Consider the following 24836-nt stretch of genomic DNA (forward strand, 5'->3'; position numbering starts at 1 on the left):
CTCGAGCACCCCACCGCCGCCGCGTCCGCGACCACGCTCGCCGACCTGGAAACCCCCTGCCTCGTGCTGGACGCCGACCGCATGGAGCGCAACATCGCCCGCCTGCGCGGCCGCCTGCATGGGCTGGGCGTGTCGTTCCGGCCGCACCTGAAGACGGCCAAGTCCGTGGAGGTCGCCCGGCGCGCCATGACGTCGCCCGAAGGCCCCGCCACCGTCTCCACGCTCAAGGAGGCGGAGCAGTTCATCGCCGCCGGCGTGCGCGACCTGATCTATGCGGTGGGCATCGCGCCCTCCAAGCTCGGCCAGGTGGTCGCGCTGCGCGCCTCGGGCGCCGACCTCGCGGTGGTGCTGGACACGGTGGAGCAGGCGCAGGCCGTCGCCGCCGCCTCGCGCGCGGCCGGCATGCGCATTCCGGCGCTGATCGAGATCGACTGCGACGGCCACCGCTCCGGCGTGCTGCCCACCGACCGCGAGCGCCTCGTCGCCATCGGCCAGGCGCTGCAGGAGGGGGCCGAGCTGCGCGGCGTGCTCACCCACGCGGGCGGCAGCTACGCCGCGCGAGGGGCCGAGGCGCTGCAGCAGTGCGCTGAGACCGAGCGGCGCAGCGTGGTGGATGCCGCCACCATCCTGCAGGACGCGGGCCTCGCCTGCCCTGTGCGCAGCGTCGGCTCCACGCCCACGGCCCACCATGCCAGCGACCTCGCGGGCGTGACGGAAGTACGGGCGGGCGTCTTCATGTTCTTCGACCTGGTGATGGCCGGCATCGGCGTCTGCCAGGTCGACGACATCGCCCTGTCGGTGCTGGCCACCGTGATCGGCCACCAGCACGACAAGGGCTGGATCCTGATCGACGCGGGCTGGATGGCCATGTCGCAGGACAAGGGCACCTCGCGGCAGGCCGTGAACCAGGGCTACGGCCTGGTGTGCGACAGCGCGGGCCGGCCCTATGGCGACGTGATCGTCGCCGATGCCAACCAGGAGCACGGCATCATCACCGTGCGCCCCGGCTCCGGCCGCGCGCTGCCGCAGCTCGCCATCGGCGAGCAGGTCCGCATCCTGCCGAACCACGCCTGCGCCACCGGCGCCCAGCACCGCAGCTACCACGTGGTGCGCGGCACGTCGGACCGGGTGGAGGCCGAATGGCCACGCTTCGGAGGCTGGCAATGAACGGCGCCCCCACCGTGGCCCACGTGCTGACCCACGTGCTGACGGACCAGGCCCCAGCGCCCGCCGGGCACTACACCCAGGCCATCGTCTCGCGGGGCCAGGTGTACGTCTCGGGCCAGTTGCCCATCCGCCCGGACGGCCTGCCGCTCGAAGACAGCGGCTTCGACGCCCAGGCGGAGCAGGCGGTGCGCAACCTGCTCGCGGTGCTGAAGGCGGCCGGCTGCGGCCCCCAGGACCTTGTCAAGGTCACGGCCTACATCGTCGGCGTGGGCCACTGGCCGCGCTTCAACGCCGTCTACGGCGCGCTGCTGGGCGACGCCCGCCCGGCCCGCAGCGTGGTGCCGGTGCCCGAGCTGCACCATGGCTACCTGGTGGAAATCGATGCCGTCGCGGTGCAGCCGCACGCAGCGGCCTGAATCGGCGCTGGCGGAGGCGACGGACGGGCACGCCGGGCCGAATCGCTGAAGAAAAACCGGCGGCGGAGCCCGGAAATGCAAAGAGCCCCCGCAGCGGCGCTGCGGGGGCTCTTGTCGTTGGCAGCGCCGGGCGTAGCCGGCTGCTGGCTGCGATCAGACGGCGGGCCGGCCGGCCACCACCACCGGCACATCGGCGACCACCGCCGGCGCGGGCAGCGGGTGGCCGTCCAGGGCCGCGTCCAGGCGGTCGTGGTCCAGGGCGTTTTCCCAGCGCGACACGACCACCGTGGCCACGGCGTTGCCGATGAAGTTGGTGAGCGAGCGGCATTCGCTCATGAAACGGTCCACGCCCAGGATGAGCGCCATGCCGGCGACCGGCACCTCCGGCACCACGGCCAGGGTGGCGGCCAGGGTGATGAAGCCCGCGCCGGTCACGCCGGCCGCGCCCTTGGACGACAGCATCGCGACCAGCAGCAGGGCGACCTGGTGGCCCAGCGTGAGGTGCGTGTCGGTGGCCTGGGCGATGAAGAGCGCCGCCAGCGTCATGTAGATGTTGGTGCCGTCCAGGTTGAACGAATAGCCGGTGGGCACGACCAGGCCGACGACGGACTTCTTGCAGCCGGCGCGCTCCATCTTCTCCATCAGCGACGGCAGGGCCGATTCCGACGACGAGGTGCCCAGCACCAGCAGCAGTTCGGCCTTCAGGTACTTGATGAGCTTGAACACCGAGAACCCGCAGGCGCGCGCCACGGCGCCCAGGATGACGACAACGAACAGCAGCGAGGTGATGTAGAACGTGGCCACCAGCCCGGCCAGATTGAGCAGCGAGCCCACGCCGAACTTGCCGATGGTGAAGGCCATGGCGCCGAACGCGCCGATGGGAGCGGCCTTCATCACGATGTGCACGACCTTGAACACGGGCACGGTGAGCGCTTCCAGGAAATTGTGCACCGGCCGGCCGGTCTCACCCGACAGCGCCAGCGCCACGCCGAACAGCACGGCCACCAGCAGCACCTGCAGGATGTTGTCGCCCACGAATGGGCTGACCAGCGTCTTGGGGATGATGTCCATCACGAAGCCGGTCAGGGTCATCTCGTGCGACTTGGCCACGTACGAGGTGACTTCCTTCTGGTCCAGGTCGGCCGGGTTGATGTGCATGCCGGCGCCCGGCTGCATCACGTTGGCGACGACCAGGCCGACCACCAGGGCCAGCGTGGAGAAGGTCAGGAAGTACGCCATGGCCTTGCCGAACACGCGGCCGACGCTGCTGAGCTGGGTCATGCCGGCGATGCCGGTGACGATGGTCAGGAAGATGACCGGCGCGATGATCATCTTGATGAGCTTGATGAAGGCATCGCCCAGCGGCTTGAGCGCCGCGCCCCAGGCGGGCTCGAAGTGGCCCAGCAGCACGCCGAGGATGATGGCGACCACCACCTGGAAGTACAGCTGGCGGTAGAAAGGCAGGGGCAGCCGCGGATGGCGGATGTCGGCGGTGGGGATGGGTTGCATGGTGGGGTCTCCGGACGCTGGGCGGTGCACCGCGTGGGTGCAGTCAAGGGTGCCGGTTGTACCGCCGCCCCCCCTGGCGGCCGATAACCTATTGGTATTACGGGGCCACGCGCCCCTATGGAAGGCCGCACCAACATAGGGAAATCCCTAGGGAAGCCCTGCAACGGTCGCCGACGATGCGGCGGGGGACAATCGCTGCGTGCGCTTGCCCTCCCCCTCCCGATCCGTCCTCTGGACGCTGCTGGTCCTCTTCGGCGGCATGGCCGCCAGCATGTTCCTGGCCGGCCACCTGGCCTGGCGGCACTCGCTGCGGGAAGAGAGCGACACGGTGGAGCGGCAGCTGGCGCTCTACGGGCAGACGCTGGAGCAGCGCATCGACCGCTACCGCACGCTGCCCGAGGTGCTGGCGCTCGACGACCAGTTGCGTTCCGCGCTCACCCGGCGGCTGGCACCGCAGGAGGTGGAGCGGCTCAACCACAAGCTGGAGCGGGCCAACGGCGCGAGCCAGTCGTCCACGCTGACGCTGCTGAACGCCCAGGGCCGGGCCATCGCCGCCAGCAACTGGCGCACCCGCACCAGCAACGTGGGGGTGGACTACAGCTTCCGGCCCTACGTGCAGCAGGCGCTGGCGCAGGGCAGCGGCAGCTTCTACGGCATCGGCGTGACGACCGGCGAGCCGGGCTACTTCCTGTCGCAGTCCATCCGCGACGAGCAGGGCCGCACCATCGGCCTGGTGGCCATCAAGATCGCCCTGCAGGAGCTGGAGCGGGAATGGCTGCAGACGCCGGACATCGTGCTCGCCTCCGACGCGCATGGCGTGCTGTTCCTGGCCAGCCAGGACGCCTGGCGCTACCGCCTGCTGCACCCGCTGGACGACGAGGCGCGCGCCGAGCTGAACGCCACGCGCCAATACGCCGACCAGCCGCTGCGCCCGCTGGACTACCGCGTCACCGAACGCCTGGAGGGCGGCGGCCAGGTGGTCAGCATGCAGGCGCCGGCCCTGGCGGGGCGCCGGTTGTGGCACAGCCGGCCGGTGCCGGGCACGCCGTGGCAGCTGCACCTGCTGCACGAGACGCACAGCAGCCTGGCCGACAGCCGCTGGGCCGCCGCGGCCGGCGCGGGCGGCTGGCTGGCACTGGGCCTGCTGGTGCTGTTCGTGCGCCAGCGCCAGCGCCTGGCCCGCCTGCGGCTGCGCAGCCGGCAGGAGCTGGAAACCGTGCTGCAGCAGCACGCGCAGGAGCTGCGCACCGCCCAGGACGGCATCGTGCAGGCCGCGCAGCAGGCGGCGCAGCAGACCGACATGGGCCTGTCGCGCAGCCTGGAGCACCTGCCCCAGGGCGTGGTCATCATCGACGCCGACCTGAAGCTGGTGGCCTGGAACTCGCGCTACGTGCAGCTGTTCCGCTACCCGGCCTACCTGATGCGCGTGGGCCAGCCCATCGAGGCGCTGCTGCGCCACAACGCCCGTCGCGGGCTGCTGGGCCCGGGGCCGATGCAGGAGGCCATCGAGCGCCGGCTGGCGCACCTGCGCAGCGGCACGCCGCACCTGCACGAAAGCGCCAAGGACGACGGCACGGTGCTGGAGATCCGCGGCAACCCCCTGCCCGAGGGCGGCTTCGTCACCAGCTACGCCGACATCACCAGCTACAAGAACGCCGCCCGTGAACTGCGCTCGCTGGCCGACGCCCTGGAGCAGCGCGTGGCCGACCGCACCCGCGACCTGGAGGCCGCCCGGCAGGAGGCCGTGCGCGCCAACCGCTCCAAGAGCCGCTTCGTCGCCGCCGCCGTGCACGACCTGCTGCAGCCGCTGAACGCGGCGCGCATGTTCACGTCGCTCTTGCGCGGCCACACGCTGGACGAGGCGGAGCGGCACGCGGTGGACCGCATCGAGGGCGCGCTGGCCTCGCAGGACGCCATCCTCAGCAGCCTGCTGGACATCGCCCGCATGGAGTCGGGCCAGCTCGAAGTGCACGTGCGCGACGTGGCGCTGGGGCCGCTGCTGCAGGTGCTGGGCCACAACTTCGGCGTGCTGGCCGAGCAGCGCGGCCTGCGGCTGGACTGCGTGGCCACCCGGGCGGTGGTGCGCACCGATGAAAACCTGCTGCGCCGCATCGTGCAGAACTTCGTCTCCAACGCCATCCGCTACAGCCGGCGCGGGCGCATCGTGGTGGGCTGCCGCCGCGAGGGGGACGGCCATGTGCGCATCGAGGTGCACGACCAGGGTCCGGGCATCGCCGAGTCGCTGCAGCGCGAGATCTTCGAGGAGTTCCGCCGCCTCGACGAAGGCCACGCCGACGACCGCGGCGCCGGCCTGGGCCTGGCCATCGTCGAGCGGCTGGGCCGGCTGCTGGGCCACGAGATCGGCCTCAGCTCCCAACTGGGGCGCGGCAGCGTGTTCTGGGTGCGCGTGCCGCTGGGCGACCCTGCCGCCCTGCTGCGCATCGCTCCGCCACCCGCCGCCACCGGCCCGTCCACCGACGCGCCGCTGCACGGCAGCAGCGCCTGGGTCATTGAAGACGATGGTCCGGCCCGCGCCGCCACCCAGGCGCTGCTGCAGCGCTGGGGTTGCGAGGTGCCGCTGGCCGCCGGCGCCGCCCAGGCGCTGGCCCAGGCCCGGCCCGGCCAGGCGCCCCAGCTGGTGCTGCTGGAGGTGCACCTGGGGGACGGCCGCCACGGCCCGGACGTCTATGCCGCCCTGTGCGAGCGCTGGGGCCAGACACCGGCGGTCATCCTGGTCACGGCCGAGGGCGACGCCACGCTGCGCCGCCAGGCGGCCGAACGTGGCTGGGGCTTTCTCGCCAAGCCGGTGCGCGCCCCTGCGCTGCGCGCGCTCATCAGCCAGACGCTGCTGCGGCTGCAGGAAAGCCAGCGGACCTGAGCCGGGGTGTGGCAAGGCCCCAATTCATCAAAAATGATAGCTGCCGGCGCTTATGTATCAAGCGCCAGAGGCCTTTTTGACTCGGAAATTCAACCAGCGATCTGCGCGATCGCCAGACAGGCGCGTCAGCGTCAGCTTGAGCTTGGCTTCAGGGCTCGGGGCTGGTTTCCGCGTCCAGGCTTTTCACCAGCACCGCCGCCTGGGTGCGGCTGTAGCACTCCAGCTTCTTGAAGATGGCGGTGACATGCACCTTCACGGTGTTCTCGGCCAGGCCCAGTTCGTGGGCGATCTGCTTGTTCAGCAGGCCGTCGGCCAGGCACAGCAGCACGCGGAACTGCTGCGGCGTGAGCTGCGCCAACCGGGCGGCCAGCTGCGCATCGGCCTCGGACCGCTCCTCGGCCATGGGCGGGAACCAGCTGCCGCCATCGAGCACCGCCACGATCGCATCGCCCATCGCCTCGGCCGGCGCCGACTTCGGGATAAAGCCCGCCGCGCCGAACTGCTGCGCGCGGCGGATCACCTTGGGGTGGTCGTTGGACGAGATCACCACCACCGGCAGCTGCGGATATTCGCCGCGCACGTGCAGCAGCGCAGAGAAACCGCGCGTGCCGGGCATGGTCAGGTCCAGCAGGACCAGCTCGACCTCGGGATGCTCCTGCAGCGCCGTGCCCAGCGTGGCCGCGCTGGCGGCCTCCAGCGTGCGCATCTGCGGCAGCCGCTGGCGCAGCACGTGCAGCACGGCGGCACGGAACAGGGGGTGGTCATCTGCGACCAGCAGCGTGGGCTCGGACATGGGCCGCAGTCTGCCACGGACGCCGCGCTCCGTGCACCGGGGCCGCGACCGCGGGCTCTTCGCGGCGGGAGGGAGGCTGGCGCCGCCCGTCAGATCGCGACGAGCCGCTGGATGCCCTTTTCCTGCATCTCGCTGCCCGGCCCGCGCGCGATCACTTCGCCCCGTTCCATCACCAGGTACTCGTCGGCCAGCTCTTCGGCGAAGTCGTAGTACTGCTCGCACAGCAGCACCGCGACCGGGTGGCCGTCGAGGCCCTCGTCCGCTAGCTTGCGGATGACGCGGCCGATGTCCTTGATGATGCTGGGCTGGATGCCCTCGGTGGGCTCGTCCAGGATCAAGAGGCGCGGGCTGGGCGCCAGCGCCCGGGCGATGGCCAGCTGCTGCTGCTGCCCGCCCGACAGGTCCCCGCCCCGGCGGCCCAGCATCTGCTTGAGCACGGGGAACAGGGTGTAGAGGTGCTCGGGCACAGGGGTGGACGCGCTCTTGTAGGCCAGGCCCATGCGCAGGTTTTCCTCCACCGAGAGCCGGCCGAAGATCTCGCGGCCCTGGGGCACGAAGCCGATGCCGGCGCGGGCCCGTTCGTAGGGGGTCTTGCCCTGGATGGGCTGGCCGTCGAACGTGATGGTGCCGCTCTTGATGGGCACGAGGCCCATCAGGCTTTTGAGCAGCGTGGTCTTGCCGACGCCGTTGCGGCCGAGCAGGACGGTGACCTTGCCGGGGGAGGCGGTAAGGCTCACGTCGCGGAGGATGTGGGAGCCGCCGTAGTATTGGTGGAGGTTTTGGACGGTGAGCATGGGTTTGAAGTCTTTTGGGCTTGGAGCGCTTGATCTGCCTGGGCCGGATGCTATTAAATTAGTAGTTCCCGAGTGTTATTTTTCTGGGCTTGGGGCTGGGTGGACTGCTGCTGGGCCGCTGCTTCCCGGGGCCGGGTCTCGCCCCGGCGGGCGAGGTCCTTTTCTTTGCTTCGCCAAAGAAAAGGACCCAAAAGAAAGGCGACCCTGCTGTGCGCGTCCCCTCCGCTGCGCTCCGGGGCAACCTGCGATGCTCGGTCGGCGGGTGCTGCCGCAGAACTCACTGCGCGCACTGCGTGCGCTCCGTTCAGACAGCTGCGGCAAGTCAGTGCACGAAGTGCGTGTGTCCTTCGGCACACGCACGCACCCGCCGCCCTGCGCTTCTCGGCACGCACAGAAGGGAGTGGGGAGCCACTCGGGCCATCGCTGCGCTCGGCCCCCAACGCGCGCGCTGCGCGCTGCGCTCCAGGCCAAGCGCAGCGATGGCCCGGATCGGGCTGTCCCACCCCTGCTGGCTGCGCCTGCGGCGGGGCGCTTGCGGGGTGCGCATGCGTGCCGAAGGACACGCATGCTTCAAGCTCTGACTCGCCGCGGCTGTTTGAACGGAGCGCGCCAGCGCGAAGTGAGTTCTGCGGCGGCACCCCGCAAGCGCCCCGCCGCAGGTCCGCCCCGTAGCGCAGCGAAGGGGTCGCAGACTGGGGGTCGCCTTTTCTTTGCTTACTTTCTTTTGGCGAAGCAAAAGAAAGTGAGTGCGCCGCCGGGCGCACATCCCGGCCCCGGGAAGCAAACCCACAGCAACAGCCAAACAAGCAAGTCATCACCGCCCCAAATAAACCTCGATCACCCTCTCATCCCCCTGCACTTCATCCAACGTCCCCTCCGCCAACACCGCCCCATCACAGAGCACCGTCACCTTCTCCGAAATCGTCCGGATGAACGACATGTCGTGCTCCACCACCATCAGCGAGTGCTTGCCTTTCAGGGACAGAAACAGCTCGGCCGTGCGCGCCGTCTCGTCGTCGGTCATGCCCGCCACCGGCTCGTCGAGCAGCAGCAGCTTCGGGTCCTGCATCAAGAGCATCCCGATCTCCAGCCACTGCTTCTGCCCGTGGCTCAACTCACCCGCCGGCCGCGCAGGCTGATGGGCCAGATGGATGGTCTGCAGCACGTCGGCCAGGCGGTCCGACTGGGCCGAGTCGAGCTTGAAGAACATCGACGAGGCCACGCCCTTGTGCGTCTTCAGGGCGAGTTCGAGGTTCTCGAACACCGTGAGCTGCTCGAACACCGTGGGCTTCTGGAACTTGCGGCCGATGCCCAGGGCGGCGATCTGCGGCTCGTTGTGGCGCAGCAGGTCGATGGTGCTGCCGAAGAACACCGTGCCCCGGTCCGGCCGGGTCTTGCCGGTGATGATGTCCATCATCGTCGTCTTGCCAGCGCCGTTCGGGCCGATGATGCAGCGCAGCTCGCCGGGCGCGATGTCGAGGTTCAGGCCGTTGATGGCCTTGAAGCCGTCGAAGCTGACGTGCACGTCTTCCAGGTACAGGATGCGGCCGTGCGTCACGTCCACCTCGCCGGGCACCGCCACGCGCGAGAAGCCTGCGGCGCGGCCGCCGGATTCGGTCTGGCCCAGCGGGGCCGGGGCGTGCGTGCCGCCCACGCGGCGCGCGCCTTCTTCCATCAGGTCGGGGGTCATGGGGCCGTGCCCTCCTCTTTGCGCAGGCTCGCGGCGTTGGCGCCTTCGGCTGCTGCTGCTGCTGCGGACTTCCTTGGCCGGCGCAGCAGGCCGACCACGCCGTTGGGCAGGAAAAGCGTCACGGCGATGAACAGCGCGCCCAGGAAGTACAGCCAGAATTCCGGCGCCGTCACGGTGAGCCAGCTCTTGGCGCCGTTGACGATGAAGGCGCCCACGATGGGCCCGATCAGCGTGGCGCGCCCGCCCACCGCCGCCCAGACCGCGATCTCGATGGAGTTGGCCGCGCTCATCTCGCCGGGGTTGATGATGCCCACCTGGGGCACGTAGAGCGCCCCGGCCACGCCGCACATCATGGCGCTGATGGTCCAGATGGTGAGCTTGTAGGGCAGCGGCGAATAGCCCGAGAACATGACCCGCGTCTCCGCGTCGCGCACCGCCTGCAGCACGCGGCCGAATTTGCTGCGCACCAGCCAGCGGCCCAGCAGGAAGAAGCCCAGCAGCGCCAGCCCCGTGAGCACGAAGAGCAGCATGCGCATGTTCTGCGTGGCGATGGGTTGCCCCAGGATGCGCTTGAAATCGGTGAAGCCGTTGTTACCGCCGAAGCCCGTCTCGTTGCGGAAGAAGAGCAGCATGGCCGCGTACGTCATGGCCTGCGTGATGATCGAAAAGTACACGCCCTTGATGCGCGAGCGGAAGGCGAAGTAGCCGAACACGAAGGCCACGATGCCCGGGACCGCCACGACGAGGATGAGCGTGGCGACGAAGCTGTCGGACAGCGCCCAGTGCCAGGGCAGCTCCTTCCAGTCCAGGAACACCATGAAGTCGGGCAGATCGCTCTGGTAGTTGCCGTCGCGGCCGATCTGGCGCATGAGGTACATGCCCATCACGTAGCCACCCAGGGCGAAAAAGAGGCCGTGGCCCAGGCTCAGGATGCCGGTGTAGCCCCAGATCAGGTCCATGGCCAGCGCGCAGATGGCATAGCACATGATCTTGCCCAGCAGCGCCACGGCGTAGTCCGACAGGTGGAGCGGGCTGCCGGCGGGCACCCACAGGTTGAGCACCGGGGCCACGGCGCACACCACGATGAGCGCCACGATGAAAGCCGACCAGCCGCCGCGGGTGAGCAGCGGTGCAGGTGCAGGCAGTTGGATGGAGGAGGAAGGCGTAGTCGTCGTCATGTTCTGTCTCGATCCGCTCAATCAGCGGTACGCCCCTTGACCGCGAAGATGCCCTGCGGCCGCTTCTGGATGAAGATGATGATGAGCACCAGCACGGCGATCTTGGCCAGCACGGCGCCGGTCCAGCCTTCCAGGAACTTGTTCAGCACGCCCAGGCCCAGCGCCGCATACACGGTGCCGGCCAGCTGGCCCACACCGCCCAGCACCACCACCATGAAGGCGTCCACGATGTAGCTCTGGCCCAGGTCCGGCCCCACGTTGCCGACCTGGCTCAGGGCGCAGCCGGCCAGGCCAGCGATGCCCGAGCCCAGCGCGAAGGCATAGGTGTCGACGCGCGCCGTGTTCACGCCCATGCACGAGGCGATGGGCCGGTTCTGCGTGACGCCGCGAACGAACAAACCCAGGCGCGTGCGGCTGATGAGGAAGGCCACGCCCGCCAGCACCGCGAAGGCGAAGGCGACGATGACCAGGCGGTTCCAGGGCAGCTGCAGGTTGTCCATCAGCTGCACGCCGCCGCTCATCCACGCGGGGTTCTCCACGCCCACGTTCTGCGCGCCGAACACGGTGCGCACCAGTTGCTGCAGCACGAGGCTGATGCCCCAGGTGGCCAGCAGGGTTTCCAGCGGGCGGCCGTAGAGGAAGCGGATCACGCCGCGCTCCAGCACCGCGCCCATCAGCGCCGACGCGCAAAAGGCCACCGGCACGGCCGCGACCAGGTACCAGTCGAAGGCGCCCGGCAGGTATTTCTGGAACAGGCCCTGCATGACGTAGGTGGCGTAGGCGCCGATCATCATCAGCTCGCCGTGCGCCATGTTGATCACGCCCATCAGTCCGTAGGTGATGGCCAGGCCCAGCGCCACCAGCAGCAGGATGGAGCCCAGGCTGATGCCCGAGAACAGCGCGGCCAGGCGCTCGCCCCACTGCAGGCGGTCTTCCACGCGCTTGAGCGCGGCCTGCATGGCGGCCCGGGCCTGGGGGTCTTGTTCGGCACGCAACTGCTCCAGCAGCACGGTGCGCGTGGCGGGGTTGCCGCTTTCGGCCAGCTGGTTCGCCGCCTCGAGCCGGCGGGCCGGGTCGCTGCTGCCGATCAGCATGCGCGCGCGGATGGCCGAGAGCCGGCTTTTCAGGCCCGCGTCCTGCTCGGCCGCCAGGGCCTTTTCGATGAGCGGCAGGCGCGCCTCGTCGGTCTCTTCGCGCAGCGCGTCGACGGCGGCGCGGCGCTGCGCCACGTCGGACGACAGCAGCTGCAGCGACGCCAGCGCGGCGTCGAATTCGCCGCGCATGCGGTTGTTGTTGACGATGTCCTCGGCGTCGGCCGGCACCGGCACGGTCGCGCCCGTCACCGGGTCCAGCCCCTTGTCGTCCTTGACGACGATGGCCTTGCCGCTCGCGATCTTGACCGAATCGTCCGCCATCGCCCGGATGAACGCCACCGTGGCGTCATCGGGCGTCGCAATGGCCTGCTGCAGCGCCGCGATGCGCTCGTCGGTATCGCCCGCAGCCATGGCCCGCGCGGCCTCGGCCGTGAGCGCATGCGCCTGCGCTGCGGCGCACAGCAGCAGGCAGGCGACAAGGCGGTGGAACGTAGAAAAAAGCATGGAAGTGAAACCCGGAGCAAAACGTCAGAAGAAGCAGAGCGCTAGCCACACCCCAGACCAGCAGACGCCGCGGAACGGGCTTCGCCCGGCCGCTGGCGTCGTCCCCCCTCCCACGCGAAGCGTGAGAGAGGGGGTGAAGGCGCGCAGCGCCTCAGGGGGGTGTCACTTCTTTTCGGGTTCGTCCTTCTTCTTGTCATTGCCCTCGATGTAAGGGCTCCACGGCTTGGCCTGGACCGGGCCGGGCGTCTTCCACACCACGTTGAACTGGCCATCGGCCTTGATCTCGCCGATGAACACGCTCTTGTGCAGGTGGTGGTTCTTCTCGTCCATCTTGCTGACGATGCCGCTGGGCGCCTGGAAGGTCTGGCCGGCCATCGCGGCGATCACCTTGTCCACGTCGGTGCTCTTGGCCTTCTCGACGGCCTGCTTCCACATGTGGATGCCGATCCAGGTCGCTTCCATCGGGTCGTTGGTCAGCGGCTTGTCCTTGTGGCCCGGAATGTTCTTGGCCTTGGCGTAGTCGCTCCACTGCTTGATGAAGGCGGTGTTGGTGGGGTTCTTGATCGACATGAAGTAGTTCCATGCCGCCAGGTGGCCGACCAGCGGCTTGGTGTCCACGCCGCGCAGCTCTTCCTCGCCCACGCTGAAGGCGACGACCGGCACGTCCTTGGCCTTCAGGCCGGCGTTGCCCAGTTCCTTGTAGAAGGGCACGTTGGAGTCGCCGTTGATGGTGGAGACCACCGCCGTCTTGCCGCCCTGGCTGAACTTCTTGATGTCGGCCACGATGGTCTGGTAGTCGCTGTGGCCGAAGGGGGTGTACTTCTCGTCGATGTCGGAGTCCTTCACGCCCTTCGACTTGAGGTAGGCGCGCAGGATCTTGTTGGTGGTGCGGGGGTAGACGTAGTCGGTGCCCAGCAGCACCCAGCGCTTGGCACTGCCGCCGTCCTTGCTCATCAGGTAGTCCACCGCGGGAATGGCCTGCTGGTTGGGCGCGGCGCCGGTGTAGAACACGTTCTTGGACAGCTCTTCACCCTCGTACTGCACGGGGTAGAACAGGAGGCCGTTCATCTCCTCGACCACGGGCAGCACCGACTTGCGGCTCACGCTGGTCCAGCAGCCGAAGATGACCGAGACCTTGTCCTGGCCCAGCAGCTGCTTGGTCTTCTCGGCGAAGAGGGGCCAGTTGGAGGCCGGGTCCACCACCACCGGCTCGAGCTTCTTGCCCAGCACGCCGCCCTTGGCGTTGATGTCGTCGATGGCCATCAGCACCGTGTCCTTGAGCACGGTTTCCGAGATGGCCATGGTGCCCGAGAGGCTGTGCAGCACGCCGACCTTGATGGTGTCGGCCGCGTGGGCGGTGATGCCGGCGCTGGCAAGCGCCACGGCAGCGGTAAGGGCCTTGAGGGTGAATCGACGTTGCATGAGGTACGGCTCCATAGGGTGGTAAGGACACGGTCGTGGAGCCGGCGCCAGGCGCCCGATCTCCATCGATGGAACCGATTCTGAAAGCCGCCCTGCGCGCCGCAAATACGCCACATGGCGTACGGTGGGCCGCATGCCGCATGCCGGCCGCGACGCGGGCGCGCTCCCCTTCAGCGCGCGGGCATGCGCAGCGCCTGCACCGTGTCGCGCTTGCGCACCGGGCTGGACAGCACCAGCGACGTGGTGACCGCGCCATGCACGGCCAGCGCATCCACCACCCGCTGCAGGTCGGCCGGCTCGGCGATCGCGCAGCGCACGATGAAGCAGTCCTGCCCGGTCACGCGGTCGGCCTGCAGCACCTCGGGCATGGCGCCGAAGAGCCGCAGGTAGGGCGCGATGCCTTCATGCGTGGTTTCGATGCGGATGATGGCCACCAGGCCCACGCCGATCTTCTGCAGGTTCACCTGCGCGCTGTAGCCTTCGATCACGCCGGCCGCTTCCAGCTTGCGCACGCGCTCGCTCATTGCCGGCTGCGACAGGCCGATGCGCTTGCCCAGCGCGGCCAGGCTCTGGCGGGCGTCGGTCTGCAGGGCCTGCAGGATCAACCAGTCTTTCTTGTCGATGAGCATGGGGTGGACGCCAAGGGCGGTGGAGTGAAGGGCGACGCAGGGCGCCGGCCCACCGCATTGTCGTGCGCGCGCCGCCTTGGCGAGCCAGATGTTCCATCGGTTTCGGGCCCTGCATTCCGATGACCGCCCATGGCCGGCACGGCCCTGGGCGCCTACGCTCGAAGGCCTCTCCACTCTTAGAACGTGTTCAAAATCTTTTCGGGGATCGCGTTGAAGTGCAATCGGGATGAGTGGATGCCTCGGGTGCGCCGCATGGGCTCATGCCCATGCAAGCAGCCGGGGCATTCAATCGCCCGATTGCACTCCAACCCTTCGGGCAAGCGCCTTGCCGGGCGGTCTGCGGCGTTGCGGCGCTTGTGGATAGCCCGAGCTATCCACCGCGCACCGCGCCTTGCAGCCCATCCCGGCAAGGCGCTTGCGCGACCCCGAAAAGACTTTGAACACGTTCTTAGCTCGACCCGCCATGCAACTCATCGGAATGCTCGACTCCCCTTACGTGCGCCGCGTCGCCATCGGGCTGCGCCTGCTCGGCCTGCCCTACGAGCACCGGCCGCTGTCGGTCTTCAGCACCTTCGGGCAGTTCCAGGCCGTGAACCCGGTGGTCAAGGCCCCGACCCTGGTGACGCAGGACGGCACCGTGCTGATGGATTCCACGCTCATCCTGCAGTGGGCCGAGGCGCAACCGCAAGCCCGCGCCGGGCTGACCCCCGCGTCGGCTGACGGCCGGCTGCGCGACCTGCGGCGCACCGGGCTGGCCCTGGCCGCGTGCGAGAAGACGGTGCAGATCGTCTATGAGCGCCATCTGCGCCCGCCCGAGAAGCAGCACGGCCCGTGGCTGGAGCGGGTGGGCGGGCAACTCGAGGCCGCCTACGCGGCGCTGGAAGCCGACGTGGCGGCGGCGCCCGCCAGCGAACCGCTGCACCACGGCGGGCTCTGCGCTGCGGTGGCGTGGAGCTTCACGCAGTTCGTGCTGCCCGGCACCGTGCCCCCGGCGCTGCACCCGGCGTTGGCGCAATTCACCGCCCGGGCGGAAGGCCGGCCCGAGTTCACCGCCTGCCCGCAGCAGGGCTGCTGAACCGCCGCGCGGCCCCACCCTTCGGGCCCAGTAAAAAGGCCGGCTCCGCGCATACGCGGAACCGGCCTGGGGGGCGGGCCGGGGCGCGCCGCATGGCACGCCCGGCTTGCGCGCAAGAGCGTGCTTGCCCTTACTGCTTGACGGCCTCGATCTGCGCCACGATGCGCACGTTCTTCGGCATGCCGAACTGCACGCCGTAGTCCACGCCGAACTGGGTGCGGTCGATGGTGGTCTCGAAGTCGCCGCCGCAGACTTCACGCTTGAGCATGGGGCTCTGGTAGCAGGCGAACTGGTTGGCCTTGAACGTGGCGGGCTGCGACTTGCCCTTGATGGTCAGCTCGCCCGTGACGGACACCAGCTTGTCGCCCTCGAAGACGAACTTGTCGCCCACGAACTTGGCGGTGGGGTACTTGGCGGCGTCGAAGATGTCGGCGCTCTGCAGGTGCTTGTCGAACGGGGGCACGCCGGTGTTGATGGAGGCGATCTGGAAGGTGATGTCCACCTTGCCGGTCTTGGCGGCCTTGTCCAGCTCCACGGTGCCTTCCTTCTTGTCGAAGCGGCCACGGTTCACGGCAGCGCCGAAGTGGCTGATCTCGAACGTGGCGAAGGTGTGGGTCGGCTCCACGGCGTAGGTGGCCGTTTCGGCGCGCGCGGCGCCGGCAGCCAGGGTGGCGGCCACGGCGGCCAGGGCGAAGAGGGATTTGCGCATGTCGATATCTCCAGGTTGAAAAAGGGAAAGGAAGCGTTTGCGGGTCAGAGCTTGCCCACGCCGGTCAGCGCGAGCTTGAACTTGACCTGCACGTCGTCGGCCACCATCGAGGTGTCGGCCCACTCGTTCTCGCCGATCTTGAAGGCCAGGCGCTTGATGCCGAAGGCGCCCGTGGCGGTGGTGATGGCGCCGCTCTGCGTCAGGGTTACGGGCACGGTCACGTCCTGCGTGGCGCCCTTGATGCTCAGCTTGCCCGCCACGTCGTACTTGCCCGGGCCGGTGGCCTTGATGGCGGTGGACTGGAAGGTGGCCTGCGGGAACTTGGGCACGTTGAACCAGGTGGCCTTGGGCAGCTCGGCGTCGGACTCCTTCACGCCCAGCGTGGCGCTGCCGGTGTCCACCGTGAAGGCGATCTTGCTGGTGGCGGGCTTGGCGGGGTCGAAGGCGATCTGCGCGTCGAACTTCTTGAAGCGGCCTTCCACCGGCACGCCCATCTGCTTGCTGACGAAGAGGATTTCGCTCTGCGCGGGCACCAGCGCCTGCTGGGCCCAGGCCGGCGCGGCGGCCATCAGGGTGGAAGAAGCGAGCGCCAGGCCGGCCAGATAGGTGTGGATTCGCATGGGAGTTCCGTCGAAGAAAAACAGCACAAAAAAGAAAAAGGAAAGCGGCGCGGGCGTCTCAGCGCGCGCCCGGCAGCATGCGCGCGACGAGGCCGTCGCGGTCGATGAACTGGTGCTTGAGCGCGGCCGCCACGTGCACCACCACCAGGGCGGCCAGGGCGTAGGCGGTGATCTCGTGCCAGGGCTTGATGGCCTCGGCGAGCTCCGGGCTCACCGGCACGAAGCTGGGCAACGGCAGCACGCCCAGGAAGACGATGGGAAAGCCCGCCGCCGAGCTGTACGCCCAGCCCACCAGCGGCACGATGAAGAAGAGCGCGTAGAGCAGGTGGTGCGTGGCGTGGTGCGCCACCTGCTGCCAGCGCGGCATGGCGCGCAGGGTGGCCGCCGGCAGCGCGGGCGGGCGGTGCGTGAGGCGCCAGATCAGCCTGAGCGCCGACAGCGCCAGGATGGTGACGCCGGCCCACTTGTGCCAGTTGTACAGCTTCAGGCGCTGGGGCGAGAACGGCAGGCCCGTCATGTACCAGCCCACGCAGAACACCACCACGATGGCCAAGCCCACCACCCAGTGCAGGGCGATGGCGGTGCGGGTGTAGCGCGCGGGCGCTGAGCGAGGCAGGGCAGAAGACATGGGGGTTTCGTTGTGGTCTGGAGCAAGGACGCTGCCCGCCAGCCGGCGGGCGCCGTGGCAGTCTAGAGGCCAGGCCGTGCGCCAAGTTTCAACGAAATTGAGCCACCCCTTCAAAAAACATGAATTTTCCCGAGGGCCGGCGGGGGCTTGGCGGCGGCGCACCGGGCCGGCGGGCCGCCCCGGAGGCGGTCAGGGCCGCTCGATCGCCGCCAGCGCAGTGCCGGCCGCGTGGTAGCTGCCCGCCGCCGCGCGCAGCGCGATGCGCCCGGCCCGGTGCGCGGTTACCTGCATCTCCATCTTCATCGCTTCCATCACCGCGATCACGTCGCCCTCGGCCACCATGTCGCCGTCCGCGACCTTCCAGGATTGCAGCGTGCCGGCGATGGGCGCGGGAACGGCGGCCGGGTCCGCCTCGGCGGCTGGCGATCCGGCCACGGACGCTGCCGAGGCGCCACCGGATAGCGCCTGCAGCCCCTGCAGCAGCGCGGCCGGCAGGCCCAGGGTGACGCGGCGGCCATCGATCTCCACCGCCGTGCGCAGCAGCGTGGCATCGGGCGCCGGCTCGGCCCGGGCGGCGGCGGCCAGGTCGGCGGCGAACTCGGTCTCGATCCAGCGGGTGTGCACCTTGAAGCCGTCCGCCCCCTGCCCCGCCGCCGTGAATTCGGCCTGGTCGACCACGGCGCGGTGGAAGGGCAGCACCGACGCGACGCCCTCGATGCGGAACTCCGCCAGCGCGCGGCGGGCGCGAGCCAGCGCCTGCTCACGGGTGGCACCGGTGACGATGAGCTTGGCCATCAGCGAGTCGAACGTGCCCGGCACCTGCGAGCCCGCCGCCACGCCCGCATCCACCCGCACGCCGGGGCCGCTGGGCGCATCGAAGCGCAGCACCGCGCCGGGCGTGGGCAGGAAGCCCCGGCCCACGTCCTCGGCGTTGATGCGGAATTCGATGGCATGGCCCAGCGGCGCGGGCACGTCGGTGCGCTCCAGCCGGTGGCCGTCGGCGATGCGCAGCTGCTCCACCACCAGGTCGATGCCGGTGGTCTGCTCGGTCACCGGGTGCTCGACCTGCAGGCGGGTGTTCACCTCCAGGAACGACAGCGCGCCGCTGCCCGAGAGCAGGAATTCGACCGTGCCCGCGCTGCTGTAGCCGGCCTCGGCGCAGATGCCCTGCGCGGCCTGGTGGATGCGCTCGCGCTGCGCGTCGGTGAGGAACGGCGCCGGCGCCTCTTCCACCAGCTTCTGGTTGCGCCGCTGCAGCGAGCAGTCGCGCGTGCCCAGCACGCGCACGTTGCCGTGCTGGTCGGCCAGCACCTGGGCCTCGATGTGGCGCGGCTTGTCGAGGAACTGCTCGACGAAGCATTCGCCCCGCCCGAAGGCGGTGACGGCCTCGCGCACGGCGGAGGCGTAGAGGTCTTCCACTTCGTCCATGCGCCACGCGATCTTCATGCCGCGCCCGCCGCCGCCGAAGGCCGCCTTGATGATGATGGGCAGGCCATGCGCTTCGGCGAACGCCGCCACCTCGGCCGAGTCCTTCACCGGCCCCTCGGTGCCGGCCACCAGCGGCGCGCCTACCTTCAGGGCGATCTTGCGGGCCTCCACCTTGTCGCCCAGCCGGGCGATGGCCGTGGGCGACGGGCCGATCCAGACCAGGCCGGCATCGATCACCGCCTGCGCGAAGGCCGCGCTTTCCGACAGGAAGCCGTAGCCGGGATGCACGGCGTCGGCCCCGCTGCGCCGCGCCACGTCCAGCAGCTTGGCCGCGTTCAGATAGGTATCGGCCGGCCGGTCGCCGCCGAGGCCATGGGCTTCGTCGGCCATGCGGGTGTGCAGGGCGTCCAGGTCGGCATCGGCATACACGGCGACGGATTGCACGCCGTAGTCGGCGCAGGCGCGGGCGATGCGGACGGCGATCTCGCCACGGTTGGCTATCAGGACTTTCTTCATCGGATGGACTCTCTGCCGTTAGCGGCGAAGGGGTGGGCGAGATCGCCGTCGTTTGCTGCGCAGGCGTTCTTGCCGCGACAAACGTTCATTCGGTTGTTCATGGGTCCGGCTTCTCAGACAGTCACCGGCTCGAAGGCCCGGCTGGGGTTGAAACGCACCCAGGCACCGACAGGAATCTGCCCCGCGCGGTCCAGGTGATGCGGCGCCACGCAGCCGATGACGGGGTAGCCGCCCGTCAGCGGGTGGTCGGCCAGGAACAGCACCGGCTGGCCGCTGGGCGGCACCTGGATGGCGCCGGTGGCGGTGCCTTCGCTGGGCAGCTCGCCCGCGACGGCGCGGGCCAGCGGCGCCTCGCCCGCCAGGCGGATGCCGACGCGGTTGGACTGTGGCGTGACCTGCCAGCGCTGGCGGGCCAGCAGTTCCAGCGCCTCGGGAGTGAACCAGTCCGTGCGGGGGCCGAGCACCACGTCCAGCACCACGTCGGCCTGCAGGGTCGGCAGGTCGCCGGGCGGCGATTCGGCCGGGCCGACGATGGCGCCGCGCGGCGCCGGGCGCACGGCCAGCACGTCGCCGGGCGCCAGCGCCGGCGGGCCGACCCGGGCCAGGGTGTCGGTGGCGCGGCTGCCCAGCACCGGCGCCACGGCGAAGCCGCCGCGCACCGCGACGTAGCTGCGCGTGCCGGCCACCGGCTCGCCCACGGACAGCACGTCGCCGTCGGCCAGCGCCAGCGGCTGCCAGCGCGCCACCGGCCAGCTGCGGCCGGCGGCGGTGGTCAGGGTGAGCGGGCCCTCGGCGCCGGTGACGGCCACCACCGTGTCGCCCCGGCTTTGCAGGCGCAGGCCGCCGTTCACCGTCTCCAGGCAGGCGTCGCCCGCGGCGTGGCCCGGCGCATTGCCCACCAGCCGGCTGGCGGCGCGGCAGGCGGCCCGGTCCATGGCGCCGGAGGCCGACACGCCCTGCCCCGCCTGGCCCGGCCGGCCCAGATCCTGGAATACCGTCTGCAGCCCCGGGGTCAGCACCTGCAGCGCCGTGCCGTGCAGGCCCGAGGGGTCCGGCAAGCGCGCAGGAGTGGCCGATTGGAGGTCTTTTTGGCCTCCAGCGCTTGATGCACCTGCGCCAGCAGCTATCTTTTTGGCAGCAATGTCGACGAAGCGCACCCGAAAACCCGGCTGCAGCAGCGCGGGCGGTTGGCGGTCGATGTCCCACATCGCCAGCGGCGTGGTGCCGATGATCTGCCAGCCGCCCGGGCTGGCCTGCGGATAGACGCCGCTGAAGGTGCCGGCCAGCCCCACCGAGCCGGCGGCGATGCGCGTGCGCGGCGTGGCGCGGCGCGGCACGTCGAGGCTGGGGTGCCCGCCCACCAGATAGCCGAAGCCGGGCGCGAAGCCGGTGAAGGCCACGGTGTACTCGCTGCCCGTGTGGCGGCGCACAACCTCTTCGGGCGTGATGCCCAGCAGCTGCGCCACTTCGGCCAGGTCCTCGCCGTCGTAACGGACGGGAATTTCGACCAGCGTGTCGCTGCGCTCGGCGGCCGCGCTCACGTCGCGCCGCGCGATCGCATCGACCAGCGAGGCGAAGCTCTGCGCGCTGGGGCGGAACTGCACGAGCAGCGTGCGTGCCGCGGGCACCAGCTCTTCGATGCCGGCGATGGGCTCGCGCCGCAGCGACGCCAGCAACGCCAGCGTCTGGTCCAGGTCGTCCAGCTCGACCAGCAGGGCGTTCAGGTTGACGGGAAGGAAGCGCAATCGAAACTCCTGTGCTGGGAGCGGCTCACACGGCCCAGCGAAGCGGTTCTGGCGAGGCGCTGCATCGCAGGCAGTACGGGTCGTACGACCAGATGCGGCAACGACGCCAGAAGGGTTGTGTGAGCCGCTATCAAACGTGGTAGGTGCTGTCGGGCACGTCGGTGATGAACATGTGGCCCGGCGCATGGGTGACGGCGAAGGGCACGCCCGAGGCCATCACCGCCGCCTGGGGCGTGACGCCACAGGCCCAGAACACCGGCACCTCGCCGGAGCGAATCTCCACCGGGTCGCCGAAGTCGGGGCGCGCCAGGTCGGCGATGCCCAGCGCCGCCGGGTCGCCCACGTGCACCGGCGCGCCGTGCACCGACGGGAAGCGGCCCGAGATGGACACGGCATCGGCCACCCGCTCGGCGGGAATGGGCCGCATCGACACCACCAGCTCGCCATGCAGGCGGCCTGCGGGCCGGCACTGGCGCTGGGTGCGGTACATGGGCACGTTGCAGCCCTGGGCGATGTGGCGCACCTCGATGCCGGCCTCCTGCAAGGGGGTTTCGAAGGTGAAGCTGCAGCCGATGAGAAAGGTGACGAGATCGGGGTGCTCGGCCCAGAGCGCGCCGGCATCGGCCACCTCTTCGGCCAGCCGGCCGTTGCGCCAGACGCGGTAGAGCGGGATGTCGGTGCGCAGATCGGCCCCTTCGGCCAGCACGGTGGCGTGGTGGCCGGCCTCGATCACGTCCAGCACCGGGCAGGGCTTGGGGTTGCGCTGGGCGTAGAGCAGGAAGTCCCAGGCCCATTCGCGCGGCAGGGCGATCATGTTGGCCTGGGTCATGCCCGGGGCGCGGCCGGCGGTGGGCTCGACCAGGCCGGCGCGGTAGCGGGCGCGGGCTTCGCGCGCGGCCTCCACGGCGGCGGCGCGGACGGCTTCGAGGGGGGAGTTCATCGGTGGCCTCCCGTATTCAAGCGAAGGCGCGCAGCGTGACGCCTTCGCGCTCCAGCGCCTCGCGCACCGCGCGGGCCATGGTCACCGCGCCGGGGCTGTCGCCATGCACGCAGATCGAATCGGCGCGCACGCGGGTCGTGCTGCCGTCGATGGCCTGCACGGTGCCTTCGCGCACCAGCTGCAGCATGCGGCGTGCGACCTCGGCGGCGTCGTGCAGCACGGCGCCGGGCTCGCGGCGCGACACCAGCGTGCCCTGGGGCGTGTAGGCGCGGTCGGCAAAGGCTTCGGCTACCACGCGCAGGCCGGCGCTTTCGGCCCAGCCCTCCAGCGGCGAGCCGGCCAGCACCACCAGCGCCAGCGACGGGTCGATGGCGCGGATGGCGGCGATCACGTCGCGGGCCTGCCGCTGGTCGTGCGCGATGGTGTTGTAGAGCGCGCCGTGCGGCTTGACGTAGGTGACGCGCGTGCCCGCGGCCGTGGCCAGGCCCTGCAGCGCGCCTATCTGGTAGATGACGTCGGCCACCAGATCGCTGCTTGCCACGTCCATGTTGCGCCGGCCGAAGCCGGCCAGGTCGGGGTAGGCCACGTGCGCGCCCACCGCCACGCCGCGCTCCTGGGCGGCGCGCAGCGTGGCCAGGATGCCCGCCGCATCGCCGGCATGGAAGCCGCAGGCCACGTTGGCGCTGGTGACGATGCCGAGCATGGCGGCGTCGTCGCCCATGGTCCATGCGCCCAGGCTCTCGCCCAGGTCGCTGTTCAGGTCGATGTGCATGTGAAGAAGGTGCTGATGAAGGGGAATCAGGGTAGGGCCGGTCAGTCGCCCGTGCTGGCCGACAGCTCGCGGCCCTGGGTCTCGGGCAGCATGAGGCAGGCGACGATGACGATCAGGTAGGCGCCAGCCGCCATGTAGCCGATTGCGACGCCGAGGGACATGGTGGCGCTCATGTGGCCGATCATCGCTGGAAACACCGAGCCCACGGCGCGGCCGAAGTTGTAGCAAAAGCCCTGGCCGGAGCCACGGATGTGGCTGGGGAACAGCTCCGAGAGATAGGCGCCCATGCCCGAGAAGATGCCCGAGAGGAAGAAGCCCAGCGGAAAGCCCAGCACCATCATGGCGGCGTCGGTGATGGGCAGCTGGGTGTAGCAGGTGACCAGCACGCCGGCGCAGACGGCGAACAGGATGAAGCAGCGGCGGCGGCCCAGCCGGTCGGAGAGCCATGCACTCGTCAGGTAGCCCGCGAACGAGCCGACGATCAGCACCATCAGGTAGCCGCTGGTGCCCAGCACCGACAGGTTGCGCTCCATCTTCAGGTAGGTGGGCAGCCAGGTGGTGACCGCGTAGTAGGCGCCCTGCATGCCGGTCGCCAGCAGGCTGGCGAACACCGTGGTGCGCAGCACGCCCGGCTTGAAGATCAGCCAGAAACTGGCGCTCTGGCCGGTGCGGGCCAGTTGCGCCTTGGTTTCGCGGTAGACGGCCGGCTCGCTGATGTTGCGGCGGATGTAGAGGATGAAGAGCGCCGGCAGCGCGCCCAGCCAGAACAGCACGCGCCAGGCGTATTGCTGGTCGAACACGGCATAGACGGCCCAGAAGGCGATGGCCGACAGGCCCCAGCCCACCGCCCAGCTGCTCTGCACCAGGCCCACGGCCTTGCCGCGGTGGCGGGCGCGGATCATCTCCGCGATCAGCACCGAGCCCACCGACCATTCGCCGCCGAAGCCGATGCCCTGCAGCATGCGCGTGACGAAGAGCTGTTCGGGCGACTGGGTGAAGCCGCTGAGGAAGGTGAAGAAGCTGAACCACAGCACGGTGAGCTGCAGGATGCGCACGCGGCCATAGCGGTCGGCCAGGATGCCGGCCAGCCAGCCGCCCACGGCCGAGCTGATGAGCGCGCCGGTGGCAATGTAGCCCGCCTCGGCCTTGGTCATGCCCCAGACCAGGATGAAGGTCGGGATCATGAACGTATAGATCATGTAGTCGAATGCATCGACGCCATAACCGACGAAAGCGGCGAAGAGCGTCTTGCGCTCTTCCTTGCTGGTTTCCTTGATCCACATGGTGCGTGTCCGTTTCTTGAAGGGGAAGACTGCAAGTCTTGAGCAATTACCGGGCCAACATCTCATCAACAACCGAGTCATTGCCTGACCAACTGATTGGATTGTTCAACAAAGCAGAATTGATCGTTGATGGGGATAACCCGCATGGGAACGGTGCGCGCCTCGCACCGCGCCAGTGCGCCGGCAGCGCGCAGCGGGCCGCTGGCCGTGCCCGCCCGATACACTGGCGGCCCGTGCGGCGCGCCCGCGACGACGGCCAGGCCCGTCGACGAACCTGCGGCAAGCGGGTCGATGGACCGGCACCGCCCCACCCCTTCGCTTTTTCGTTTGTCGCCTTGCATGACTGAACCACCCGCCCAGACCCTGACGGACCGCGTCAGCGAGCAGATCCGCCGCAAGATCGTGACCGGCGAGATCGCGCCCGGCCAGCGCCTGTCGGAAGCGGCCCTGGCCGAGAGCCTGGACATTTCGCGCAACACCCTGCGCGAGGTGTTCCGCACGCTGACCAAGGAGGGGCTGCTCACGCACGAGCCCAACCGCGGCGTGTCGGTGGCGGCGCCCAGCATCGCGTCGATCATCGACATCTACCGCGTGCGCCGGCTGATCGAGTGCCAGGCGCTGGCCCAGGCCTACCCGCGCCACCCGGCCAAGAAGCACCTGCGCGCGGCGGTCGACACCGCCCTGCGCTGCCGCGACGCGGGCGACTGGCAGGGCGTGGGCACGGCCAACATGGAATTCCACATGGCCGTGGTGGAGCTGGCCGACAGCGAGCGCCTGAACGTCATGTTCTCGCACCTGCTGGCCGAGCTGCGCCTGGCCTTCGGCCTGCTCAACGACCCCGAGTTCCTGCACGCGCCGTACGTGGACATGAACGTGAAGATCGTCGAGCTGTTCGAGGCCGGCAAGCTGCCCGAGGCCGCCGCCACGCTGGGCGAGTACCTGGTGCATTCCGAACGCATCGTGCTGGCGGTGTACGCGCGGCGCATCTCGTCGCACTGAGGGTGGAGGGCGCCGGGCGCCGGGCGCCTGGCCGGCTGGCGGCGTCG

Annotated in this window: 22 protein-coding genes; 5 read left to right on the plus strand and 17 right to left on the minus strand. The window is 69.8% G+C overall.

What is annotated here, in order from left to right:
- Window positions 1–81 precede the first annotated feature (81 nt).
- Together ABWV53_RS02670 and ABWV53_RS02675 are read left to right on the plus strand one after the other, a co-directional pair.
- Complete coding sequence (locus tag ABWV53_RS02670; RefSeq protein ID WP_353362752.1) at window positions 82–1167, plus strand: alanine racemase; 1086 nt, start codon at window positions 82–84, stop codon at window positions 1165–1167.
- Window positions 1164–1583 carry a RidA family protein gene (locus ABWV53_RS02675; protein WP_353362627.1) on the plus strand — a complete coding sequence of 140 codons (420 nt, stop codon included), beginning with the start codon at window positions 1164–1166 and terminating at the stop codon, window positions 1581–1583. The genes ABWV53_RS02670 and ABWV53_RS02675 overlap by 4 nt, the downstream gene beginning before the upstream one ends.
- Window positions 1584–1736: 153 nt before the next feature.
- Here the strand turns inward: ABWV53_RS02675 and ABWV53_RS02680 are convergent, their stop codons facing one another.
- The gene (locus ABWV53_RS02680) at window positions 1737–3092 is read right to left on the minus strand and encodes a dicarboxylate/amino acid:cation symporter (RefSeq protein ID WP_353362629.1); all 1356 of its coding nucleotides are present in this window, start codon (window positions 3090–3092) and stop codon (window positions 1737–1739) included.
- Between the two features lie 259 nt (window positions 3093–3351).
- Here ABWV53_RS02680 and ABWV53_RS02685 point away from each other — a divergent pair, with 259 nt between their 5' ends.
- On the plus strand, window positions 3352–5970 hold the full coding sequence (locus ABWV53_RS02685) for a hybrid sensor histidine kinase/response regulator (RefSeq protein WP_353362754.1): 2619 nt from the start codon (window positions 3352–3354) through the stop codon (window positions 5968–5970).
- 148 nt (window positions 5971–6118) lie between these two features.
- On the opposite strand, the gene ABWV53_RS02690 is transcribed toward ABWV53_RS02685, so the two are convergent.
- The 7 genes from ABWV53_RS02690 to ABWV53_RS02720 form a co-directional block, all read right to left on the minus strand.
- On the minus strand, window positions 6119–6763 hold the full coding sequence (locus tag ABWV53_RS02690; RefSeq protein ID WP_353362631.1) for a LuxR C-terminal-related transcriptional regulator: 645 nt from the start codon (window positions 6761–6763) through the stop codon (window positions 6119–6121).
- Window positions 6764–6852: 89 nt separating this feature from the next.
- Complete coding sequence (gene urtE / locus ABWV53_RS02695) at window positions 6853–7557, minus strand: urea ABC transporter ATP-binding subunit UrtE (RefSeq protein WP_353362633.1); 705 nt, start codon at window positions 7555–7557, stop codon at window positions 6853–6855.
- An 814-nt stretch (window positions 7558–8371) separates the two neighbouring features.
- Window positions 8372–9247: an urea ABC transporter ATP-binding protein UrtD gene (urtD, locus tag ABWV53_RS02700; protein ID WP_353362635.1), complete on the minus strand. Its 876-nt coding sequence runs from the start codon at window positions 9245–9247 to the stop codon at window positions 8372–8374.
- Complete coding sequence (gene urtC / locus ABWV53_RS02705; protein WP_353362637.1) at window positions 9244–10425, minus strand: urea ABC transporter permease subunit UrtC; 1182 nt, start codon at window positions 10423–10425, stop codon at window positions 9244–9246. The genes urtD and urtC overlap by 4 nt, the downstream gene beginning before the upstream one ends.
- Before the next feature lie 17 nt (window positions 10426–10442).
- Entirely contained in the window at window positions 10443–12023 is a 1581-nt protein-coding gene (gene urtB, locus ABWV53_RS02710) for an urea ABC transporter permease subunit UrtB (protein ID WP_353362639.1), read from the minus strand.
- 162 nt (window positions 12024–12185) lie between these two features.
- Window positions 12186–13445 (minus strand): urea ABC transporter substrate-binding protein, encoded by a 1260-nt coding sequence (urtA, locus tag ABWV53_RS02715; RefSeq protein WP_353362641.1) that lies wholly within the window; start codon window positions 13443–13445, stop codon window positions 12186–12188.
- A 170-nt stretch (window positions 13446–13615) separates the two neighbouring features.
- A complete protein-coding gene (locus tag ABWV53_RS02720; protein WP_353362643.1) occupies window positions 13616–14074 on the minus strand; it encodes an Lrp/AsnC family transcriptional regulator in 459 nt (152 codons plus the stop codon).
- A 463-nt stretch (window positions 14075–14537) separates the two neighbouring features.
- Between ABWV53_RS02720 and ABWV53_RS02725 the strand changes: the two genes are divergently transcribed.
- Window positions 14538–15149 carry a glutathione S-transferase gene (locus tag ABWV53_RS02725; RefSeq protein ID WP_353362645.1) on the plus strand — a complete coding sequence of 204 codons (612 nt, stop codon included), beginning with the start codon at window positions 14538–14540 and terminating at the stop codon, window positions 15147–15149.
- Between the two features lie 130 nt (window positions 15150–15279).
- On the opposite strand, the gene ABWV53_RS02730 is transcribed toward ABWV53_RS02725, so the two are convergent.
- The 9 genes from ABWV53_RS02730 to ABWV53_RS02770 form a co-directional block, all read right to left on the minus strand.
- Window positions 15280–15858, minus strand: coding sequence for a YceI family protein (locus ABWV53_RS02730; protein ID WP_353362647.1), 579 nt, complete (start codon window positions 15856–15858; stop codon window positions 15280–15282).
- A gap of 44 nt (window positions 15859–15902) precedes the next feature.
- Window positions 15903–16478, minus strand: coding sequence for a YceI family protein (locus ABWV53_RS02735; protein ID WP_353362649.1), 576 nt, complete (start codon window positions 16476–16478; stop codon window positions 15903–15905).
- Between the two features lie 58 nt (window positions 16479–16536).
- Entirely contained in the window at window positions 16537–17106 is a 570-nt protein-coding gene (locus ABWV53_RS02740; protein WP_353362651.1) for a cytochrome b, read from the minus strand.
- A 189-nt stretch (window positions 17107–17295) separates the two neighbouring features.
- Window positions 17296–19050 carry an acetyl/propionyl/methylcrotonyl-CoA carboxylase subunit alpha gene (locus ABWV53_RS02745; protein ID WP_353362653.1) on the minus strand — a complete coding sequence of 585 codons (1755 nt, stop codon included), beginning with the start codon at window positions 19048–19050 and terminating at the stop codon, window positions 17296–17298.
- Window positions 19051–19163: 113 nt separating this feature from the next.
- Window positions 19164–20795, minus strand: coding sequence for a 5-oxoprolinase subunit PxpB (gene pxpB, locus ABWV53_RS02750; RefSeq protein ID WP_353362655.1), 1632 nt, complete (start codon window positions 20793–20795; stop codon window positions 19164–19166).
- Window positions 20796–20925: 130 nt separating this feature from the next.
- A complete protein-coding gene (locus tag ABWV53_RS02755; RefSeq protein WP_353362657.1) occupies window positions 20926–21735 on the minus strand; it encodes a putative hydro-lyase in 810 nt (269 codons plus the stop codon).
- A gap of 16 nt (window positions 21736–21751) precedes the next feature.
- The gene (locus tag ABWV53_RS02760) at window positions 21752–22507 is read right to left on the minus strand and encodes a LamB/YcsF family protein (RefSeq protein ID WP_353362659.1); all 756 of its coding nucleotides are present in this window, start codon (window positions 22505–22507) and stop codon (window positions 21752–21754) included.
- Window positions 22508–22548: 41 nt separating this feature from the next.
- Window positions 22549–23790 (minus strand): MFS transporter, encoded by a 1242-nt coding sequence (locus tag ABWV53_RS02765; RefSeq protein ID WP_353362661.1) that lies wholly within the window; start codon window positions 23788–23790, stop codon window positions 22549–22551.
- A gap of 77 nt (window positions 23791–23867) precedes the next feature.
- Entirely contained in the window at window positions 23868–24131 is a 264-nt protein-coding gene (locus ABWV53_RS02770) for a hypothetical protein (RefSeq protein ID WP_353362663.1), read from the minus strand.
- On the opposite strand from ABWV53_RS02770, the gene ABWV53_RS02775 reads away from it, so the two are divergent.
- Window positions 24130–24789, plus strand: coding sequence for a GntR family transcriptional regulator (locus ABWV53_RS02775; protein WP_353362665.1), 660 nt, complete (start codon window positions 24130–24132; stop codon window positions 24787–24789). The two genes, ABWV53_RS02770 and ABWV53_RS02775, sit on opposite strands and share 2 nt — an antisense overlap.
- Window positions 24790–24836: the final 47 nt, after the last annotated feature.

It is taken from the genome of Acidovorax sp. FG27 (genome assembly GCF_040365715.1).
Taxonomy (GTDB): Bacteria; Pseudomonadota; Gammaproteobacteria; order Burkholderiales; family Burkholderiaceae_C; genus Paracidovorax.

Bases quoted from the DNA above. Each gene is read 5' to 3' on its own strand.
- ABWV53_RS02670 (WP_353362752.1), top strand. From the start codon at position 82: ATGGAGCGCAACATCGCCCGCCTGCGCGGCCGCCTGCATGGGCTGGGC.
- ABWV53_RS02675 (WP_353362627.1), top strand. From the start codon at position 1,164: ATGAACGGCGCCCCCACCGTGGCCCACGTGCTGACCCACGTGCTGACG.
- ABWV53_RS02680 (WP_353362629.1), bottom strand. From the start codon at position 3,092: ATGCAACCCATCCCCACCGCCGACATCCGCCATCCGCGGCTGCCCCTG.
- ABWV53_RS02685 (WP_353362754.1), top strand. From the start codon at position 3,352: ATGGCCGCCAGCATGTTCCTGGCCGGCCACCTGGCCTGGCGGCACTCG.
- ABWV53_RS02690 (WP_353362631.1), bottom strand. From the start codon at position 6,763: ATGTCCGAGCCCACGCTGCTGGTCGCAGATGACCACCCCCTGTTCCGT.
- urtE (WP_353362633.1), bottom strand. From the start codon at position 7,557: ATGCTCACCGTCCAAAACCTCCACCAATACTACGGCGGCTCCCACATC.
- urtD (WP_353362635.1), bottom strand. From the start codon at position 9,247: ATGACCCCCGACCTGATGGAAGAAGGCGCGCGCCGCGTGGGCGGCACG.
- urtC (WP_353362637.1), bottom strand. From the start codon at position 10,425: ATGACGACGACTACGCCTTCCTCCTCCATCCAACTGCCTGCACCTGCA.
- urtB (WP_353362639.1), bottom strand. From the start codon at position 12,023: ATGCTTTTTTCTACGTTCCACCGCCTTGTCGCCTGCCTGCTGCTGTGC.
- urtA (WP_353362641.1), bottom strand. From the start codon at position 13,445: ATGCAACGTCGATTCACCCTCAAGGCCCTTACCGCTGCCGTGGCGCTT.
- ABWV53_RS02720 (WP_353362643.1), bottom strand. From the start codon at position 14,074: ATGCTCATCGACAAGAAAGACTGGTTGATCCTGCAGGCCCTGCAGACC.
- ABWV53_RS02725 (WP_353362645.1), top strand. From the start codon at position 14,538: ATGCAACTCATCGGAATGCTCGACTCCCCTTACGTGCGCCGCGTCGCC.
- ABWV53_RS02730 (WP_353362647.1), bottom strand. From the start codon at position 15,858: ATGCGCAAATCCCTCTTCGCCCTGGCCGCCGTGGCCGCCACCCTGGCT.
- ABWV53_RS02735 (WP_353362649.1), bottom strand. From the start codon at position 16,478: ATGCGAATCCACACCTATCTGGCCGGCCTGGCGCTCGCTTCTTCCACC.
- ABWV53_RS02740 (WP_353362651.1), bottom strand. From the start codon at position 17,106: ATGTCTTCTGCCCTGCCTCGCTCAGCGCCCGCGCGCTACACCCGCACC.
- ABWV53_RS02745 (WP_353362653.1), bottom strand. From the start codon at position 19,050: ATGAAGAAAGTCCTGATAGCCAACCGTGGCGAGATCGCCGTCCGCATC.
- ABWV53_RS02755 (WP_353362657.1), bottom strand. From the start codon at position 21,735: ATGAACTCCCCCCTCGAAGCCGTCCGCGCCGCCGCCGTGGAGGCCGCG.
- ABWV53_RS02760 (WP_353362659.1), bottom strand. From the start codon at position 22,507: ATGCACATCGACCTGAACAGCGACCTGGGCGAGAGCCTGGGCGCATGG.
- ABWV53_RS02765 (WP_353362661.1), bottom strand. From the start codon at position 23,790: ATGTGGATCAAGGAAACCAGCAAGGAAGAGCGCAAGACGCTCTTCGCC.
- ABWV53_RS02775 (WP_353362665.1), top strand. From the start codon at position 24,130: ATGACTGAACCACCCGCCCAGACCCTGACGGACCGCGTCAGCGAGCAG.
- ABWV53_RS02770 (WP_353362663.1), bottom strand. From the start codon at position 24,131: ATGCAAGGCGACAAACGAAAAAGCGAAGGGGTGGGGCGGTGCCGGTCC.